This is a genomic window from Pseudoalteromonas sp. PPB1, assembly GCF_015356275.1.
GTDB classification, from domain to species: domain Bacteria; phylum Pseudomonadota; class Gammaproteobacteria; order Enterobacterales; family Alteromonadaceae; genus Pseudoalteromonas; species Pseudoalteromonas rubra_D.
In genome coordinates this window covers 1-19,094 of sequence record NZ_JACEQV010000026.1, presented here as the reverse complement: position 1 = coordinate 19,094, position 19,094 = coordinate 1, and the positions used below count along the sequence as shown (strand labels likewise).

17 protein-coding genes, 2 tRNA genes and 2 pseudogenes are annotated in these 19,094 nt (G+C 48.0%); 9 read left to right on the top strand and 12 right to left on the bottom strand.

What is annotated here, in order from left to right:
* Positions 1–119 precede the first annotated feature (119 nt).
* From IY568_RS20210 to IY568_RS20185, 6 genes are all read left to right on the top strand, one after another.
* Positions 120–2,042 carry an ATP-binding cassette domain-containing protein gene (locus IY568_RS20210; protein WP_125564315.1) on the top strand — a complete coding sequence of 641 codons (1,923 nt, stop codon included), beginning with the start codon at positions 120–122 and terminating at the stop codon, positions 2,040–2,042.
* Positions 2,036–2,479 carry a TIGR02444 family protein gene (locus IY568_RS20205; RefSeq protein ID WP_125564313.1) on the top strand — a complete coding sequence of 148 codons (444 nt, stop codon included), beginning with the start codon at positions 2,036–2,038 and terminating at the stop codon, positions 2,477–2,479. The genes IY568_RS20210 and IY568_RS20205 overlap by 7 nt, the downstream gene beginning before the upstream one ends.
* A gap of 118 nt (positions 2,480–2,597) precedes the next feature.
* A complete protein-coding gene (locus tag IY568_RS20200) occupies positions 2,598–2,738 on the top strand; it encodes a DUF3149 domain-containing protein (RefSeq protein WP_010386996.1) in 141 nt (46 codons plus the stop codon).
* 463 nt (positions 2,739–3,201) lie between these two features.
* A complete protein-coding gene (locus IY568_RS20195) occupies positions 3,202–4,191 on the top strand; it encodes a hydrolase (RefSeq protein WP_125564311.1) in 990 nt (329 codons plus the stop codon).
* Positions 4,192–4,198: 7 nt separating this feature from the next.
* The gene (locus IY568_RS20190) at positions 4,199–4,444 is read left to right on the top strand and encodes a YheU family protein (protein WP_125564309.1); all 246 of its coding nucleotides are present in this window, start codon (positions 4,199–4,201) and stop codon (positions 4,442–4,444) included.
* A 98-nt stretch (positions 4,445–4,542) separates the two neighbouring features.
* Positions 4,543–5,727 (top strand): dipeptidase, encoded by a 1,185-nt coding sequence (locus tag IY568_RS20185; protein WP_125564307.1) that lies wholly within the window; start codon positions 4,543–4,545, stop codon positions 5,725–5,727.
* A gap of 714 nt (positions 5,728–6,441) precedes the next feature.
* Here IY568_RS20185 and IY568_RS20180 read toward each other — a convergent pair.
* The 4 genes from IY568_RS20180 to nudE all read right to left on the bottom strand — a co-directional run bounded on the left by IY568_RS20180 (position 6,442) and on the right by nudE (position 8,284).
* Positions 6,442–6,518, bottom strand: a tRNA-Met gene (locus IY568_RS20180).
* Between the two features lie 101 nt (positions 6,519–6,619).
* Positions 6,620–6,696 (bottom strand) — tRNA-Met (locus IY568_RS20175).
* A 227-nt stretch (positions 6,697–6,923) separates the two neighbouring features.
* The gene (gene cysQ / locus IY568_RS20170; protein WP_125564756.1) at positions 6,924–7,721 is read right to left on the bottom strand and encodes a 3'(2'),5'-bisphosphate nucleotidase CysQ; all 798 of its coding nucleotides are present in this window, start codon (positions 7,719–7,721) and stop codon (positions 6,924–6,926) included.
* Complete coding sequence (nudE, locus tag IY568_RS20165; protein WP_125564758.1) at positions 7,721–8,284, bottom strand: ADP compounds hydrolase NudE; 564 nt, start codon at positions 8,282–8,284, stop codon at positions 7,721–7,723. Before nudE ends, cysQ begins: the two co-directional genes overlap by 1 nt.
* Before the next feature lie 61 nt (positions 8,285–8,345).
* On the opposite strand from nudE, the gene yrfG reads away from it, so the two are divergent.
* Positions 8,346–9,002, top strand: a complete 657-nt coding sequence (gene yrfG, locus IY568_RS20160) for a GMP/IMP nucleotidase (protein ID WP_125564760.1) — start codon at positions 8,346–8,348, stop codon at positions 9,000–9,002.
* On the opposite strand, the gene IY568_RS20155 is transcribed toward yrfG, so the two are convergent.
* On the bottom strand, positions 9,003–9,623 hold the full coding sequence (locus IY568_RS20155) for a dUTP diphosphatase (protein ID WP_010387004.1): 621 nt from the start codon (positions 9,621–9,623) through the stop codon (positions 9,003–9,005).
* A gap of 131 nt (positions 9,624–9,754) precedes the next feature.
* Between IY568_RS20155 and IY568_RS20150 the strand changes: the two genes are divergently transcribed.
* Positions 9,755–10,396: a peroxiredoxin-like family protein gene (locus IY568_RS20150; RefSeq protein ID WP_125564764.1), complete on the top strand. Its 642-nt coding sequence runs from the start codon at positions 9,755–9,757 to the stop codon at positions 10,394–10,396.
* Between the two features lie 28 nt (positions 10,397–10,424).
* Here the strand turns inward: IY568_RS20150 and IY568_RS20145 are convergent, their stop codons facing one another.
* The 3 genes and pseudogenes from IY568_RS20145 to IY568_RS20135 form a co-directional block, all read right to left on the bottom strand.
* On the bottom strand, positions 10,425–12,761 hold the full coding sequence (locus IY568_RS20145; RefSeq protein WP_194868509.1) for a fatty acid cis/trans isomerase: 2,337 nt from the start codon (positions 12,759–12,761) through the stop codon (positions 10,425–10,427).
* Positions 12,761–13,132, bottom strand: a complete 372-nt coding sequence (locus IY568_RS20140; protein ID WP_125564768.1) for a hypothetical protein — start codon at positions 13,130–13,132, stop codon at positions 12,761–12,763. The genes IY568_RS20145 and IY568_RS20140 overlap by 1 nt, the downstream gene beginning before the upstream one ends.
* Positions 13,133–13,209: 77 nt before the next feature.
* Positions 13,210–13,874 (bottom strand): annotated as a pseudogene (locus IY568_RS20135) (SDR family oxidoreductase).
* A 127-nt stretch (positions 13,875–14,001) separates the two neighbouring features.
* Here IY568_RS20135 and IY568_RS20130 point away from each other — a divergent pair.
* Positions 14,002–14,727: a transporter substrate-binding domain-containing protein gene (locus IY568_RS20130; RefSeq protein ID WP_125564772.1), complete on the top strand. Its 726-nt coding sequence runs from the start codon at positions 14,002–14,004 to the stop codon at positions 14,725–14,727.
* Between the two features lie 33 nt (positions 14,728–14,760).
* Here IY568_RS20130 and IY568_RS20125 read toward each other — a convergent pair whose 3' ends face one another.
* The 4 genes and pseudogenes from IY568_RS20125 to tuf all read right to left on the bottom strand — a co-directional run.
* Complete coding sequence (locus tag IY568_RS20125) at positions 14,761–15,564, bottom strand: VOC family protein (RefSeq protein ID WP_194868508.1); 804 nt, start codon at positions 15,562–15,564, stop codon at positions 14,761–14,763.
* Positions 15,565–15,647: 83 nt separating this feature from the next.
* On the bottom strand, positions 15,648–17,291 hold the full coding sequence (locus IY568_RS20120; RefSeq protein WP_194868507.1) for a DUF4105 domain-containing protein: 1,644 nt from the start codon (positions 17,289–17,291) through the stop codon (positions 15,648–15,650).
* 152 nt (positions 17,292–17,443) lie between these two features.
* Positions 17,444–17,803: an adenosine deaminase gene (locus IY568_RS20115; protein ID WP_125564777.1), complete on the bottom strand. Its 360-nt coding sequence runs from the start codon at positions 17,801–17,803 to the stop codon at positions 17,444–17,446.
* Positions 17,804–18,870: 1,067 nt separating this feature from the next.
* A pseudogene (gene tuf / locus IY568_RS20110) lies at positions 18,871–19,094 on the bottom strand (elongation factor Tu); the annotation flags it as partial.

Genomic DNA, 19,094 nt, shown 5'->3' with positions numbered 1-19,094 from the left:
TCACGGGCTGCGCGCCCTGGTTGGCTATTTTATCCTATATTCTCCGCTGTTGATACGCTTGGAGTGTCCGTAGGGATCCGTGTTATGATGGGCGCATTAGTAAACAGTGATGTAACGGTATGATCCAGCTTTCGAATATTGAACTTATGCGCGGTGGTAAAACGCTGCTTAAAAATGCCAGCGCCACCTTATTTCCACAACACAAAGTGGGTCTGGTCGGTGCCAATGGGTGTGGCAAATCCTCCTTGTTTGCGTTGCTCAAATCAGAATTACATCTGGATGCGGGCGAGCTGCAAATTCCGAAAGACTGGTCCATTGCATCCGTAAAGCAGGAAACGCCTGCACTGGCTATCAGTGCGCTGGAATACGTGCTACAGGGTCACCCCGAATATTATGCACTGCGCAGTGCGCTGCACAGTGCCGAGGCGTCGGGCGACGGTGCCGAGCAGGCTCGCCTGCATCAGCAGATAGAAGTAGTTGGCGGCTATGGAATAGAAGCCAAAGCCGGTGAGTTATTACATGGTCTGGGATTTAGCAATACACAATTGGGTGATGCGGTCAGTGCCTTTTCTGGTGGCTGGCGAATGCGCCTGAACCTCGCCCAGGCACTGATCCGTGATGCCGACCTGTTACTGCTGGATGAGCCAACCAACCACCTCGATCTTGACGCCGTTTACTGGCTGGAACGTTTCTTAAAAGCCTATCAAGGTACGTTAGTACTGATCTCACACGACCGGGAGTTTCTCGATGCAGTGGTCGATCAAATCTGGCATGTGGACCAACAGCAGCTCAACGTTTATAAAGGCCACTACTCCCAGTTTGAACGCCAAAAGGCCGAGCGCATGGCGCAGCAACAGGCGTTATACGAAAAACAACAAGCCACCATTGCCCACCTGGAGCAATTTATCACCCGGTTTAAAGCCAAAGCCAGTAAAGCCAAGCAAGCGCAAAGCCGGGTTAAGGCCCTGGAGCGCATGGAAAAGCTGGCGCCCGCCCATGCTGATTCACCGTTTAGCTTTGAATTCAGTAACCCGGATAGCATGCCTAACCCACTGATGACATTAGATCAGGCTCAGGCCGGATATGGTGAGGTGACTATCTTACACAAAATAAAACTCAATCTGGTGCCGGGTAGCCGTATCGCCCTGCTGGGCCGCAATGGTGCAGGTAAGTCTACGCTGATTAAACTGCTTGCCGGTGAGCTATCACCTCAGGCGGGAGAGGTATTTCAGCATCAGGGGCTGAAAATTGGCTATTTCGCCCAGCATCAATTGGAATCGCTCGATCTTTCTGCCAGCGCGGTTACCCACATACAGCGCCTCGACCCACAAGCGAGTGAGCAGTCACTACGTGACTTTCTGGGCGGCTTCGCCTTTAACGGCGACAAGGCCCTGGAGCCAGTCAAACCTTTCTCTGGGGGCGAAAAAGCACGCCTTGTGCTCGCCATGCTGGTGTATCAAAAACCGAACCTGCTGCTGCTGGATGAGCCCACTAACCACCTGGATCTCGAAATGCGTCATGCCCTGGTGATGGCATTGCAAGGCTTTGAAGGAGCGATGGTCACCGTATCGCACGATCGCCATATGCTTAAACATACGGCGGATGAGTATTACCTGGTTGATCAGGGTGAAGTGAGCGCCTTTGGCTATGACTTGGATGCCTACTACCAGTGGCTACTTAACGCCAACAAAGAAGCCGTGCGCAAAGACAGCAACGAAGACAAGGCCCACTCAAGTGTTAATCGCAAAGAACAGAAGCGCCTGGAAGCGGAATTCCGCAAGGCCGTACAACCCCTGAAAAAATCGATCGACAAGCTGGAGAAAGAGCTCGATAAACTCAGCGCTGCACTTGGGGAGGTTGAAACAGCATTGTCTGACAACGACCTGTACTCTGAACAAAATAAAGGGAAACTCAGTGAGTTACTGGCCCAACAAGCTAAACTCACGCCACAGCTAAACGACACCGAAGAAGCGCTGCTTATGGCTCTGGAAGAGCTTGAAGAAAAACAGACCCATTTCGAACAAAGTGGCGAGATATGCTAGACGCTGCAGATTTCTGGACTTATGCCTGCACGCAATATGCGCGTGCAGGCATGCAGGATGCCCTGCTCGCGCTGCAAGATAATGATCACAAAAACGTCAACCTGATTTTACTGTTGATGTACCTGGACGCACGTGATCTGTCACTTCATGCCACACACGTTCAGGCATTGCACGCGCTGTGTGACGCATTTGACCACACCGTTTTGCATCCTCAGCGTCAAATACGTCGCATATTAAAGCAGCAACATCAGCACTATGAAGCGTATGCTGAGCTGCGCCAGCACATGCTCAATGCAGAACTGGCCCAGGAAAAGTGCCAGCAAACTATGCTGATTGACTACCTCAATCAGCAATCACCACAGCAAAACCCACACCCAGATAACCTGGCACACTACCTGACTCCCACCCAACGACTCACTATCCCCATAAAAACATGATCGGGATCAAGCAATTTACCGAGTCCTGTATAGGGCCCCCGGAAACTTGATCTTGATCATATCTGCTCTGTGCATGCTCGACTAAGATTACTTCATCGACAAATCAGGAGGCACAGACATGAACGTATTCTTCAGAGACTTTTTTACTGACCCAGTGTTATTTCTCTCTTTCGGCATCTTGGGCGTGGTAATCGTACTGTGTTGTTTCTACGTCTACTACTTCATCAAGAAAGTGCAAGAAGCAGAAGTACCTGAGTAAATCGTCGACACTCTTTTATGTTATTCGAAACATGTTGTTGAAACGTTAAGCAATTAGTTCCCGTTCTAGAATTAAGCACGACGCACAAAGCACCTTATCAGCCTGGCTGATCGGGTGCTTTTTATTATACCAATTTCACTTAATACCTGTTCAATTTGAAGGAGCAAATAGGACGCTAACGGCGTTAAAAATTTCTCATTTAGAACCTTATACCTTAGACATAGGTTCACAAATTTTTGTCTGGTTATCGACCCTATTTTCTCGCCTCAAAATAGAACACTTAATTAAGCAAATTGGTATTACCCGAACATTCTTTTGGTTATTTCCCGCAGTTTGATACACTGATGGCACTTTCAGGCTCATCATCCCCGCTTTTTGATTGGCGTCACACGATGCGATTGCTCTTCTGGGTGCATACATGAGTCTCACCGTCGCAGAGGTATTTACAGGAAATACAAACCACATGTTAGAGCCGTCAGAGTTAACCTTTCAACCCGCCTGGTGGATGCGTAACCGTCACCTGCAAACCATTTTGCCCCGTCTGTTCAGGCCAAACCTGAAAGCCAATGTACGCTACGAGCATCTCGAGACACCCGACGATGACTTTCTAGAGCTGGCTTGGGCAAATAATGGTAATCAACAAGCTCCGCTGGTTGTCGTACTGCACGGACTTGAAGGTAACATCAATAGCTTTTATGCCAAAGGGCTGCTTCGGGCACTGACCACTGCCGGATTGGACGCCGTACTGATGCACTTTCGTAACTGCTCACGTCAGGTGAACCGTCAGGCCCGGGCCTACCACAGCGGTGAAACCGGCGACCTGGCATTTTTACTGCAAACCTTGAAACAACGCTTTGTTGATCGTCCCTTGTACGCAGTGGGATTCTCGCTGGGCGGTAATGTGCTGGCCAAATACCTTGGAGAACAAGGCCACGACAGCCAGCTGGATGGGGCTGCGGTGATCTCTGCACCCTACCACTTGTCTTCCTCCTGCCAGGTGATCCGCAAGAGCTGTTTTAAACTGTATCAAAAATACTTGCTTGATCGCATGAAGCGCTCTTTTTCGCGCAAGTTTGATCAAATAGAAGATGCACTTCAGATCGGCCGTGATGAGATTCAGCAGATCCGTGATCTATGGCAGTTTGATGAGCGGATCACTGCGCCATTACATGGCTTTAAAGGTGCAGAAGATTACTATGCCAAAGCCAGTGCGCAACCCTATCTGAAGCAAATAGCCACGCCGACCTTGCTGATCCATGCAGCCGATGATCCCATGCTGTCGACCCGTGCGATCCCAACTCAGGCTCAGATCAGCGATCAGGTTACGCTGGCAGTATCGCCGCAAGGGGGCCATGTCGGCTTTATTGCCGGTCGCAACCCACTCAGGCCTGTTTTCTGGCTTGAGCAAATTGTCCCCGCTTATTTGCATTCACTACTAAATCATCGAGTTTAAAGAAATTATGATCATTCCATATCAGCAACTGGATCCAGCCACGCTAAGCAATCTAATTGAGCATTATGTGCTGCGGGAAGGCACCGACTATGGTGACAGTGAAATCAGTACGGAACGTAAAGTCGAGCAGGTTCATGCTCAGCTTAAGTCAGGAGAAGCATTACTGGTTTATTCTGAATTGCATGAGTCTGTCAATATTGTTTCGAAAGCCCAATTCCAGGCGATGCAAACCGAGGATTACACCTACGACTAATTTCGATCAGTCCCACGGGCAAACCGACAGAATGGATTGTAGATCAACGCCAACTTGCTACAATCGACACACACTACAAAGAATAACAAGGTCAATCCATGAAGTTACCCGCTACACTCTGCGCCCTGGCTTTAAGCTTGTCGAATGCCTACGCCAGCGACATTAAGGTATCTGAGCGCGCTCACCGCATCGCTCAGCAGAACCTCCTGATAGACACACACATCGACGTTCCTTATCGTATCAAGGAGCACTGGGAAGATGTCACTAAGGCCACGAAAGGCGGCGACTTTGATTATCCCCGTGCGGTACAGGGTGGTCTGAACGCCCCCTTTATGTCGATATATATTCCTGCGAACCTGGAGTTTGAAGGCAAAGGTAAAAGCTACCAACTGGCAAACCAGCTAATAGATGGCATGGAAGCGCTGGCGCAACGCGCACCAGATAAATTTGCCATGGCCTACAATACCAAAGATATCCTTCGTCATTTTCGTGAAAAGAAAATCTCGGTTGCAATGGGCATGGAGAACGGCTCCCCCATTGAAGGTGATATGAACAACCTGAAGCATTTCTTTGATAGAGGTGTACGCTATATCACTCTGGCACACTCACAAAGCAACCATATTTCTGACTCGTCGTACGACATTCGCCGTAAGTGGAAAGGCCTGAGCCCATTTGGTAAAAAGCTTGTCGTGGAAATGAATAAGATTGGTATGCTGATCGATGTCTCGCATATTTCAGATGCCGCCTTCTATCAAGTGATGGAACTGTCTAAAGTACCCGTGATTGCATCACATTCCTCGTTGCGCAAATACACTCCTGGATTTGAGCGCAATATGGATGACGATATGCTCAAAGCCCTGAAAAAGAATGGCGGAGTCATTCAAATTAACTTTGGTTCAAGCTTTGTTACAGCCAGCTCCCGCAGTTGGTACGACCAACGCAATGAAGCAGAAGCGCAAGCAACCAGTCAGGGCAAAAGCAAAACCGATTTCAGAGCAGCATACCGTGCGAAAAACCCATTCCCATACGCCACTTTGGAGCAAGTACTCGACCACATTGATCATGTCGTAGAACTCATTGGTATCGACCATGTGGGGATTGGCTCCGATTATGACGGTGTTGGTGATTCATTGCCTATCGGATTAAAAGACGTCTCTACTTACCCTAACCTGGTACAGGGTCTGTTGGACCGCAACTACACCGAAGGACAGATCAAGAAAATACTGGGTGGCAATACCCTGCGTGTATGGCGTCATGCAGAAGAGTACGCAAAACAGTTTTAACCTGCAGTGAGAAGTGGCCCTGCCACTTCTCCTTCTTCCCCTCACTCTTTTTGTTACTTTCCCTAAATATCTGTTGCAGTACAGCACCCAAATCAGATCAGCGCTACATTCGACCAATCATAATTGATGAGACTAGACACAGAAGCGGACGTAAAGTTATTTATACTCGAAAACGTGTTGATGATTAAAGCAAAGAGAAAAACGAAAACGATAAGTTAAATAATGATTGAGTAGTGAAAGAGAATTGAGATATGAAAGGTGAACCAAATACCTTCGGCGTTACCACTCAGAAAGTGGTTGCGGGAGCCGTTACCACTCAGAAAGTGGTTGTGGGAGCCCTTGATTTATGAAGAGCGAACTGACGACCTTCGGCGTTACCACTCAAGAAGTGGTTGCGGGAGCCCTTGATTTATGAAGAGTGAACCGACGACCTTTCGGTGTTGCCACTTTAAAGTGCTTACAGGAGATTTTTAATTATGAAGAGTGAACCGACTACCTTCGGTGTTGCCACTTGAAAGTACTTACAGGAGATTTTGAATTATGAAGAGTAAACCGACGACCTTTCGGTGTTGCCACTTGAAAGTACTTACAGGAGATTTTGAATTATGAAGAGTGAACCGATTTCCTTCGGTGAAGACCACTTAAGAAGTGATTGCGGGAGCCCTTGACTTATGAAGAGCGAACCGACGACCTTCGTCGTTACCACTCAGAAAGTGGTTGCGGGAGCCGGATTTGAACCGACGACCTTCGGGTTATGAGCCCGACGAGCTACCAGGCTGCTCCATCCCGCGCCTGTATGTTCAACATTTTACTTCTGTTGAGAGAAGTGGTTACAGGAGCCCTTGACTTATGAAGAGCGAACCGACGAAGTTCGACGTTACCACTTTAAAAGTGGTTGCGGGAGCCGGATTTGAACCGACGACCTTCGGGTTATGAGCCCGACGAGCTACCAGGCTGCTCCATCCCGCGCCTGTATTTTCAACGTTTTACTTCTGTTGAGAGAAGTACTTAAACAGTTTTTTATGAGGCTTAATTTGCCCTAACTCTTTAAGAGGTCGCTATAATATAGAATTGATTTAATATTGCAAGGTATTAATCGAGAAAAGGGCACCAACCGCTCAAAAAGCAGTCAAACCACTCTAGTTTAACGCCCAAATATGACATTTATTGTCTTAGCGGCCAAAACGACCGCCAGGCTATTGCTCTCTCTGATGCGGATTAATCAGCTTCTGAAACTGCCAGTCGGGATGACCCATCACAATGAAATCGGGATTTTCTGTACTTTCTCTTTGATTGTATGTCAGCGGGTTAAATTCAGCATCCGTGATACAGCCTCCAGCTTCTTCAACAATCACCTGTGATGCCCCCGTGTCCCATTCACCGGTCGGCCCAACCCGTAAAAAGCAGTCAGCCTTTCCTTCAGCCACGATGCACGCCTTAAGCGAACAAGACCCCAGTGCCACCGTATCAAACTGGCTGTTTAAATACTGACTTACAGCCTCAATTTTTTGCCTGCGGCTCACAGCCAGAGTCAGGGTGCTTTTCGGGGCAACAGAAATCGGCTCATCGCGTCCTGCGATGCGCTTAAACGCACCACCCTGATGGGTAGCAAAATAGGTCACGTCTTTTGCCGGCCAATGGATCACACCAAGCACAGGCTGATTGTTCTCAATCAGCGCTATGTTGACTGCAAAATCACCACTTTCAAGAATGAACTCTCCGGTACCGTCCATAGGGTCCAGCAGCCAGTAACGTTGCCAGTGTTGTCGATTCTCTAGCGGGGGAATGGGTGTCTCTTCTGACATGATCGGTACATCTGGGGCCAGGGCTTGAAGCCCAGCGGTCAGTACTTCATTCGAAGCCAAATCGGCAGCCGTCACCGGCGTATGATCTGACTTTTCCCGCGCACCTATGTCGTCTTGCTGATAGATGGCCATGATCGCTTGCCCAGCCTGTTCAGCAAGCGCAATACAGGGCTCTAAAAATGACTGCATTAAGCCTCCGTTGTCAGGTACTGTTGCAGTAACAACAACGCGGCGACACTACGGGCTTCTGTAAAGTCAGGCTGACTCAGTAACCCTTGCCATTGCGACATGGGCCACTTCACCACCACCAGCGGTTCAGGCTCATCACCAGCCAATTGCTCCGGATATAAATCCTGGGCCACTAAAATATGCATTCTGGCATTAAAGTAGCTGGGTGCCAGTGATAAGGTTTTCAAATCACAAAATTGATGAGCGCCAAAGCCAACTTCTTCTTTTAACTCACGATTTCCCGCTTCAATCGGGGTTTCCCCCGGATCAATCAGCCCTTTTGGAAAGCCAAGCTGATAATCATGTGTCCCCGCACAGTATTCTCTCACTAATAGTAGCTCATTTTCGGCTGATATGGGCACTATCATTACGGCACCCCGGCCGCCGCCACGAACACGTTCATACTCACGGCGCTCACCATTAGAAAATGACAGCGACAGTGACTCAACCGTAAAGAGCTTACTTTTTGCGACAACCTCAGAGGCTATTATCTCAGGGGGAATTGGGTGCTTTTTCTGTGACATAGAGATTATTTTGCTATCATGGCGATTAACCTCATCATAAAGCCTTTACAGGTAAAAGCCTATGTTAAATTGGTCAAAGATCGATACTGTGTTGCTGGATATGGACGGCACGTTACTCGACCTGCATTTTGATAATCACTTTTGGCTCGACGTGATCCCAAAAGCCCATGCCGTTAAGCAAGGTCTGACACTCGAACAAGCCCGGGCTGATATTCTCGCGCGCTATGAAGCTGTCATGGGACAGATTGAGTGGTATTGCCTGGATTACTGGCAACAACAACTTCAATTGCCCATTATGGAACTCAAGCGCGAGATCCAGCATCTGATTTCTGTACGCGAGGATGTACCAGCATTTTTACAAGCATTAAAAGCAGCTGGAAAAGAGTTGATTTTACTCACCAATGCGCACCCGGATAGCTTAAGTCTTAAAGTAGAAAGAACCCAGTTTGACCAATACCTGGATAAATTAATTTCAACGCACAGCTATGGGGTGAGTAAGGAAAGCCAGCAGCTATGGCAACAGGTTCAGGCTGATCTGGGGTTTGATAAAGACCGAACTTTATTTGTCGATGACAGTCTGGCGGTGTTGGCCGCAGCAAGAGAATATGGCATCGGGCATTTACTGGCCATCGCGAATCCGGATAGCCAGCAACCTCACAACGACATCACTGACTACCCGGCCATTTGTGACTACCGCACGTTACTACCGATCAGCTGATCAGCCTGGGTAGCGCGCTTGCAAGCCCTGATATACCTGCTTAGCAAAGTCTGGATGTTCTGTATCCAGGCTTTTCACAACTTCAACCAGGTGCTCATTGTCTTCTTTGCCATGCCACTCTTTGATGTAGCTACCATCTTTATATCCATGGTCCTGGCGGAAGAAATTCAGGGTGTTTTTACCCACATATCCCCGATATAGGTCGTCGATGCTCATACCAATCTGCTGCATACACCCTGCAAAAGCGGCGGCATTGAAGGTTTTGTCGGCCACAGCCGATGCAGCAAGGACTTCCAGCGTTGCCTTAAAATCTTCGGCATACAAAGGCTGAGACAACTCACTATCCAACTGTGCTGCCAGTGCCTCATAAGTCGTTTCACCATCAATGCGCAGCGACAGGCCAAAGTGGAAGATGTCGACCAACTCCAGGATCACTTGCTCGGTATCCGGGGTTTGTTTCTTCCACCACTTCCAACCGTAGTGGTCCAACATTTCTGCACACTCAACCCAGATGGCCCGGTACCATTCAAACCCCTGGCTGAACCATTGCTCATGCACTTTGGTATTCATGGCGTTTTGCATCTCTAGCATCACAACCAGCTTTGCACTATTCGCAGACATATTTGGGCTCTCACTCTCACTATTCAGTCAAAGCGCTATGATACCCACACAGTGGTGCAAATGCCACGATGAAAGCTTTTTTGCTCTGCCCCGTTCTATTAGGAGTCATAAATACATTTTTGAGGTTTTACATGCGATCCATACTTCTTGCGATAACACTCTCAGTCTCGCAATTACTGTCTTTTTCTCTGTCAGCTGCACAAGCCACTAACATCAGTGATCACCCGGAGAAGGTATCCCCCTTGCTTCCTGGCCTCACAGCCCCTGCTTTAACGCTGCAGGATAACAATGCCAAGGCCATCGATCTGAGCAAGCTGTATCAGGACAAAACCACTGTTTTGGTGGTGTACCGTGGTGGCTGGTGCCCCTATTGCTCTCGTCAGTTGGCTGGACTACAAAAAATTGAAAAGCAAATTGTTGAGCTAGATGCACAGATAGTTGCGGTTTCACCGGACAGCCCACAAGCATTGAGTAAAAGTACCATCAGTTCACCCAATTACCGGTTACTCTCAGATAACCAGCTGGCTTTAACTCAGGCACTGGGACTGGCATATTACCTTGATGACAAAACCGCAAAAGCCTATCGCGACCGCATGGGTGTGCAGTTTGTCGACCTGGATGGCAAAAGCCGAGTGGCACTGCCAGTACCTGCGGTCTTTGTCATTGATAAAGCGGGTCTGGTACAGTTTCAGTATGCCAACCCCAATTACAAAGTGCGTCTGGAAGAAAGTGTACTGCTAGCAGCAGTCCGTGCCGCCAGCAATCTGAAATAATCATCAGCGGGCCTGAGCCCGCTGTTAGTTACCTGTTTTCCAATCGGTTGTAGTCAAACAATCCGTACTCTACACCCCGCACGTCACGGGCAACACGGTGCAATAGGTCACTGTATTGCCAAAACTGCGGGTGTGTTCTACGGATCCCAAACGTGGCTTTTAGCATCCGGTAATCCGACTCGCTACGCACCTCACCCAGCTGTTGCACAAAAGCGTCTATATGCGCCTGATTCGGCAGGTGCCAGATAGCTTCCGGGTAGTCACCGATAAACCCTGGTACCACAGTCGCAGTGTCTTCTTCGTACGCACGCTGACCTTCCTCATTCAGCAGACTAGAAATATTAAAGTGCGCATTGTGGTGGATCAGGGTGTAGGGCTGATGCTCGCCTTTGCCATCAACAGCCAAAATAAACGACACCTGAGGCAGCTGATTAATCGCGCGCACGGGCAGTGTATTGAGTGGTTGCAGTGCTGCCGGAACGGCGGTGTAATCGTAGGCCTCACTCAGAACCGGCTTCAGATGCGCTTTTAACATGTCATACAATTCTGCCTGTGGGTCATCGCTGTGATAGTGGATCCCAGACGGCGCCCCCAGTAATGACTTGCGGTTAATGAACTCACTGAGGCTCAAATGAGATTTACGATACCAGTGCTGTTTAATCGCCTGGCGCTGACTCAGCGGCAGTAAATTCAGAAAGTTCTGTTCGCCTTCGAGACGCAAAAAATCCATATATAACCGGGTCACCAACTGATGGCCAATATTCCCATACACATCAAAGCCCGCGACCAGTAAATAATGGATCCGCTCAAACAAAGCATAATCCAGCACCCAGGTCGTTTTGGGAGCTTGCCCAATGAACCCTTTCACCACGGTGGCGCTGTCAAAGTGGCGGAATATAGTCAATGCGGCATTCTGATTGTGTCCTTCTCCTTGCCAGATCAAGTCAAGGTTAAGCTGCTTGCCATCGGCAAATACCTGATTAGACAGGGCCGTTTTGGCTTCCAAATAATCATGCTGGCGCTTGGCATACTTCGCCCAGCTCGATAAAGGCAAAACATTACTCTGCTCTGCCGCTGGTAGGAGCAAGTCATCATCATGACGGGTAAGCAATTGCGCCACGGCCGGCGACGCATTTTTCTCAGGGTCCACAAAAGCCACCCAGAAGTGGTCGTTGATCACGTTCAGGGCTATCTGACCACGACACACCGGGCCTTTAATAAAACCTTTGACGATCAGTTCCGCTTCATCGAGCATAAATTGATACCGTGACTTCACGGGGATCGCCGCAAACACTTTAAAGGGGTTCGCTGCCAGTTTAGGGGCATAGCCCGGTAACTGTGGCACCTGATAATCACTGTGAATAAATTGCGCCTGCAAGCGTGCCAGTTTGTCGTCATTCAGTGCCAGCGGCATATGCGTTTTAGACAGGATAGTGCTGCGTACCTGCATAAAACGATAATAAACCCGTGTGATTTTGGGGTCATCAAATGGCCTGACCGTCGCAATAAGTTCAATGGGCTCACCCGGTGGCGTCTTAGAGCGCACTAACTTAAAAAAGGCCTCGCCACCCAGGCGGTCAAAATAAGCGTTCGCCAGATACCAATGTTCATAAATATAACGAGCGGCAAGACGAGACTTATTATCATCCTGATTTAAAAAGCTTTCCCACTTTGCAGCGGCCAATTGCTCATTCGCATTGGGTGGGGCAATCTGGCTCATCGGCGAGCCTTGCTTGATCCATTCAGTGAGTTGTGTAAATTCACTGTTCGTCAGTGCCGGCAAACCATAGGGCATGCCTGCATGGGGCTGCTCTTTAGCATAGTCTGGATACTCATCCATCGTCGGACAGGTCTGCGCTCTGTCTAATGAAAAGTCATAGTGCTGAGGCAACAGCCCTTGCTGAGCAAACGGCTGCGTATGTTTGAGCAGTAAGCTATTATACAGCACACTGCCGTTGAGGTTGGCATACTCCGTTTGTACGCGCTCATTGAGAATAGGGGTAAAACCCTTCTCACGCCATTGTGATGTAGACTGCGCATCAAACAGTAAGCGGGTTGGAGATTCGGCCAGCAAGCGGGTGCCATCATACACTCGGGTTTTACTTACCCCTCGGTCTATGCCTTCTGGTGAGCTCAATTTAAGCTGACAGGGCGCATCATAACAGCCATGGCATACCACACACCGGGTATCCAGAATTGGCTTAATATCATTTAGGTAAGCCGCGCCGTGCGGCTCTGATTGCGGTTGGATGCGCTGTTGCACCTGCTGTGGCCCGAACAAATCATCGTAATGATTCATACCCAATGCCACACACCCACTTAAAAACGTAACTAAGCCAATCAGTATCCAGCCCGATCTGCGCATTACTCATCCTCTTCGTCATCAAGCCCTAAATCGAATGTGGGCATCATTTCCATTGGTGGAGAAACAAACACAACCTCGCTTTCACAGCTTAAAACGGCACTCAGTACCGGACCGTGATTAAGCAACAACTGCGCCTGGTGGCCATGGCTCAAAACCTCAGCCACTTGGTGTTCGATGTTACTGACCTGATAACCTTCAAGTGGAATACTCACACTTTGCTCGGGGGCGGGGTTCTGACAAAGATTGGCCAGTAGATTGGCATCCAGGATAACTTCCAGTGTCAGGTCAGGCTGCGCGATATCGCGCTCAGCCAGATTATCATCCAGTTTAAACAGAGGCAGGTTTAGTGGGGTGTTTTCTTGAAGTTCCATGAAAATTAGCTCATTTATGCAAATACCTGCCCGAAGTTTAGCACAAATTTGCCCCTTTCCGGTGTACTACCCTGCACTTACCAGGGCAAGCGATCGCCATTGGCGTGCCAGAATCCACCACTGGTTTCCAACGTTAACTCAGCAATACGTTGGATTAGACGCTGCGCGGCGTCTGTCGCAGAAATATCACCGGCAAAATTGACCATCTGCGTTTGTACAACCCCGGGTGAAGCAAAGCCACAGCAACTCCCTGCGGCTTTAGCTCATGCGCCAGACTCACCCCAGCCGCATTCAGCGCCGCTTTGGACATACGATAGCCTATATAAGCACCCGAGCCATTGTCCTCAATGGAGCCCATTCGGCTGGTGATCATCGCCACCTTGCCCCCCGCAGTTAGATTGCGCAGCAACGCATGCGTAACACGCACTGGTGCGACGGCATTGACCATCAGCTGCTGTTCCAAAGTGGTAAAATCCATCTGTTGCAGGGTTTCATTGTGAAAAATGCCAGCATTATTAATCAGTATGTCAATAACCTGGTCTCCAAGAGCTGATGACAGTGTGCGCACATCTTCGGCAATACTAACATCAATGCCATCAAGGACTGTAACGCCTAGCGACTGAAGCTCTTCCGATGTACGACGCACTACGGCCGTTACCCGATCACCCGCTGCTACATAATGTCGGCATAACTCCAAACCAATACCACGGTTAGCGCCGGTGATCACCACATGTTTTGACATACCTTTCTCCTCGTTTATTTATCTGCGCTCACATTAGCATACCAGCCATTCTATAGATTGCGGTGATTACTTTCAGCCTCACCAGGTTCTGCTACCTTTAAAGGACGCCAGTTAAGGGAGTACACTCTTGCCACGATATTTCATCCTGATCGCCCTGTTGTGGCTGCCAGCTGCGCTAGCAAATACCTATCGTGTCAATATCAGCGAAGCTTTGTCATATACGCTCGGGCAGCAGCAAATCACAGCGATGTTCAGCGCCATTTATGCGCCATTGGGGATCCAACCGGAATTTGAGTTCTTGCCAAGCGAGCGGGGCCTGCAATTGGTGAATGAGGGTGAACTGGATGCGGAAGCCGGACGCGTTGACTTAGTTGGTGCACGCTATGCTAATTTAATCGCTGTGCCTGCACCACTCGGTCAACTCAAATTGATGCTGCTTTGTACAGATCCAAAGTACTGTGACCTGTCTTATGAAACAGACCTGGCAATCATTGCCGGTAATCTGATCACAGTTTGGTTTTGTCAGCAGCACCAGCTCAATTGTAACCGGGTCCAGAATGACATATCAGCCTATCAGGCACTGAGCCGTGGCCGCGTCAATCGGATATTAGCCACAGATAAATATGCCTTGGGCTCCTTATGTGAGTCCGGATTGACCACACTGTATAGTAAAACGGCCTCAGCACGTACTTTTACCATCTATCATTATGTTCATAAAAAGCACCAGGCTCTGGTACCGAAACTCAGTGCCCACATAAAAGCAATAAGAAAAAGCGGACAACTCAGGCAATATGCAGAGCGACTGGAAAACGCCTTTTCTCAGTGTCAGGGGCAGCTGATCTCACTAGACTAAAGAACAGGCGGTCGTACCTTAGCCATATGTGAGTTAAGGTTCAATGTCATGCATTTGAGATTGAATAATTGAAAAGACAGCCCCCTGAGGGTCAGTGATCACAGCAAATCGACCAACCTGAGGGATATCCGTCGGCGGCACACACACTTGCCCACCCAGAGTCCGGGCTTTATCGGCCATGGCATCGCAATCCAGCACTGCAAAGTAGGTCATCCAATGTGCGGGGATCTCATCTCCCCATTCTTCACTCATCTGTAACATGCCCGCCACAACTGTGTCGCGTGCGCTGAACAACACATAATCCATGCCTTCCATAGGCTTATCTTGCGCCTGCCAACCCAGTAGTGCACTGTAAAATGCCCTACTTTTTTGGCTACTCCGTGTCGCCAACTCAAACCAATAAGGCACATTAGCTTCCAGCTCTCGGAGGCACCCCGGGTGCTCTTTTGCCTGCCAAAGCGCAAAATGGGCCCCCTCTGCGGGTTCCTGTAACATCACCATTCTGCCCGCTTCAGGCACATCATGCGGGCCGGCAATGATTTCAGCGCCCAGTGCCTGCGCTCTGTCAGCCATCTCATCCACATTCTCAACCGCGATATAGCTCAGCCACTGGCTCTGCGCACCCGCTTCTTTCTGCTGCGGCATCATCTGATACATAGCCGCAATATCATCGCCCTGTTTTTGCAGCATTGTATAATAAGCGCCCTCTCCAATTGGTTGATCGTCAAACCCCCAGTCAAAAAGTTGCGTGTAAAAGGCTTTCGCCTCCTGCCAATTGCTGGTGCACAGCTCTGCCCAGCAAAACGCCCCCACCCGGTTATAAGAAACTAATGCCATATTGCACCCACTGATAAAATACCATTCACCGCTTAAGTGAAGCACTGGATACACGATTGAGCAATAATTAAGTCACCATGCACCTAATAATGCAGAACAAATTGCACACCCAACTCATGGTTTTCATAATCACGATTTCGCTCTAGTTTAAAAGACAGATTGAACATACTGTCCTGGGTCATAAACCAGCTCAGGGAAGTATTTAAGTAATGACTGCGGCTTGACTCGGCGACAGCACCGCTTATCGCCCCCAACTCCAGCGTAAATTTACTGTCTACCAGTACATCTGCCGATAACCCTGCAGTGGCTTCGATATAGCCACGGGTATGGCTGACATCCGATGTCAAACCGCCACCCAGTAACCAATAACCCAATATGTCTCTGTGTAACTGATATGATTTGCCAGCAAGACCTGAGAGCTCCAGCAACGACTTTTCATCGAGCTGTTGTGTTTTTTGTGGCCGGTAACCAAAGTACACTTGTGAAGATAATTGTCCAAATGCAGGTAAAGATGCCGCTAAAGATCGCGCTTTATAGAGCGTCAACTCATCCAGGCTCAAACTTTGCGCATCAAAATCATAAGCCAAAACGGTATAGCCCATTTGTAGTTCTGATTCCGACAAATACTGCCGAGTATCACTTTGCAAAAAATGTCCAGCGGGTAACCAGCCTAGTTTAATTACATCATGGCCATTTCTTTGCCTCGCAAATCGCAGATCAAAAGAAGAATCTTGGGGAGCCTTAGTCGGCATTTTATGATGCATCAAATTAAGCTGATGCTGATCGACTTCAGCCTGAAGATCCGCAACATAAGTCTGTGCACGCTCGGAGACAGAAAGGTACTTTAACGATCTCATCAGGTACTCTTTCTCAAGCGGCGTTAATGGCGCCTGTCCCAAGGTAGACAAATCACTGACAAGCAACTGGTCCATTCTAGCTAGGCTGGAGGCAGGTAGCTCATCAGACATGGCATGTACGAGCCATAAATCCGATGCATCGACATGAATTGTATCTACTTGCCTATGCTTTGTAGCCGCCTTCACAACATCCAAAGGTGACACAATACTGCCTTTTTCATCGATAATATCGATATTGAGCAAAGCCAGAAGTTCAAGCGTCATCGTAGCGCAGTTATACGATTGAAAATAGTATACTAACTCTTTACCTTTAAGCTCCCACAAGTGTAACTGCAATAACGATAGCTTTTTAGGGTCTGCCTTTAATTTATACTGCCACAAGCTGCGTTGTTCAATATCACGATACTTCACCAAATCTTTGGAAAATGGCCGCACTGAGAAAAACCCTGGCATTCCCGTGTAGGTACTCTCAACCAGTAGTTTAAATGGGTTGAATGTGGTGATTTCCGTAAAATAAGCCAAAGAGTGGGCCACGTCCGTCCCTTTGTGATTTTTGCCTTCGGCCTTAAAAAATATATGTCCCATCATACTGGATGCAGACGTCACCACTTCTGATGCAAAAACCAGTGTCAGTGAATCAAAGGGAACATAATCAAGAAACTTTTGTAATTCAGGGCATTGTTGAGCCATATCGGGGGAAAGTATCTGCCCGGTGGCTTGCGATATAAGCGTCACTCGCGCAGGAAACTGGCAATAAGCAAGGCGAAGATCTTCATTCATTAACGCCAGTGTTTTATCCAGCTCAGCCTTTGCCGAGAAGTGGCCAGACTCAGCAGAAAGTACAAACTGTGGGTCCTTAATCTGAGGCATACCGTTGTCATCTAAATGAAGTAACAGATGCCACTGTTTTGAATTAGCAAGACGCTCCAATGGTGCTGTGGTATGTGCAACAGACTGCACCGTGAATAAAAAAAAAGCTGTTATAAAACAGCTTAATATTTGTTTCATATTGGAACTACAGCTTAGTTATCACACTGGATTTCTACGCTATCTGCATAGTCCCACATTTTACCTGTTGAGGAATCTGTGGTTGAACCAAACACGCCTCCGATAAGGATGTTACCGAAAAATGCAGGCGTAACAGATTTCTTAATTGGTGTTTCAGAAGCACAGCCCGCAGCAGTGGTTCTGATCACTTTATCCTGACCATCTCTCAGCACCTGAACGGCACCTGGGGTGTTTGCTAGATTACCATCAGCAGTCACTTCAACAACTTTACCTGTGTTTGTTGTTACCTGGATAGTTTGCATATCAGAAGTCATAACACTTGCGCAGCCAGACAACATTACTAGTGCAGCAGCAGGGATAATTGAGTATTTCATTTCCATTTATCTTTATATTAAAAAAGTTACCTAAATTCTACACGCGAGCACTAACCTGTCAATAAAAATGTTCATTATACATTCAGAAAAAACAAACAATTGAATAAACATCAACCAAAAAAACAATCTCTGAATATTAAACATTTAACATTAATGAAATGAACAACGCTCTCGTCAAATACTGAGAATATAACTACTCAAATTACGGCTAAAGAAGCGTATTGAGTGATTATAAAATCGTATATTAATCATTAATTAATCAGCTTTACTACTCTCTTTCCTAATTCAAATTCATGTCGGGTTATAATCATGGTGCACTGCACAAGTCGCAACAATGGTAACTGTGTTCAGTGACAAATCATCGTATCGCCTGATGCTAATACCGCAATCTCTTTCGCAAGGGTGGAAAGTGTACGACAAAAGTATCTGGAATACTTTTGAACAGCTATGCTGGCTCGAAGAGCGTAAGACAAGAAGCACGGAGTCACCACCGCTTCGCAGCATGAGGAGGAGAGCGCACGGACCCACATGGATGCGGGGAAGTAGAATAATGCAGGAGCAATTATCGAGATGCGCGATGGGCGTAGCTACATGGATGTAGCTCCACACTAAACGACCCACTCTCATATTCCAGGCATTAAAAAAGGCCGCCTCAGCAACCTTTTTCACAGTGTTACAGCAATCTGTAGATTATTCTACGATTGTAGCTACAAGCACCAACATTGCCTTGTGGAAGGCGCCACCTATCGTGCAAAGGGCTAATGACACAGTGCTTGCACTGGCATTTCCTTTGCGCAAGGTGAAATGATCCAGTTTAACTGACCCCCCACTTTTCTCATATTTCAGGCATTAAAAAGGCCACGCTCTTTATTAGAGAATGGCCTTTTTCACAATGCTTATTGCATTACTGTCGTGCAAAGGGCTAATGACACAGTGCTTGCACTGGCATTTCCTTTGCGCAAGGTGAAATGAGCCAGTTTAACTGAACGCCCCACTTTTCTCATATTTCAGGCATTAAAAAAGGCCGCCTAAGCGACCTTTTTCAAAGTGTTACTGCAATCTGTAGATTATTCTACGATAGTTGCAACAACACCAGCACCTACTGTACGGCCACCTTCACGGATCGCGAAACGTAGACCTTCGTCCATCGCGATTGGAACGATTAGCTCAACAGTCATCTTGATGTTGTCACCAGGCATTACCATTTCTACGCCTTCTGGAAGCTCAACGTTACCAGTTACGTCAGTTGTACGGAAGTAGAACTGTGGACGGTAGCCTTTGAAGAATGGAG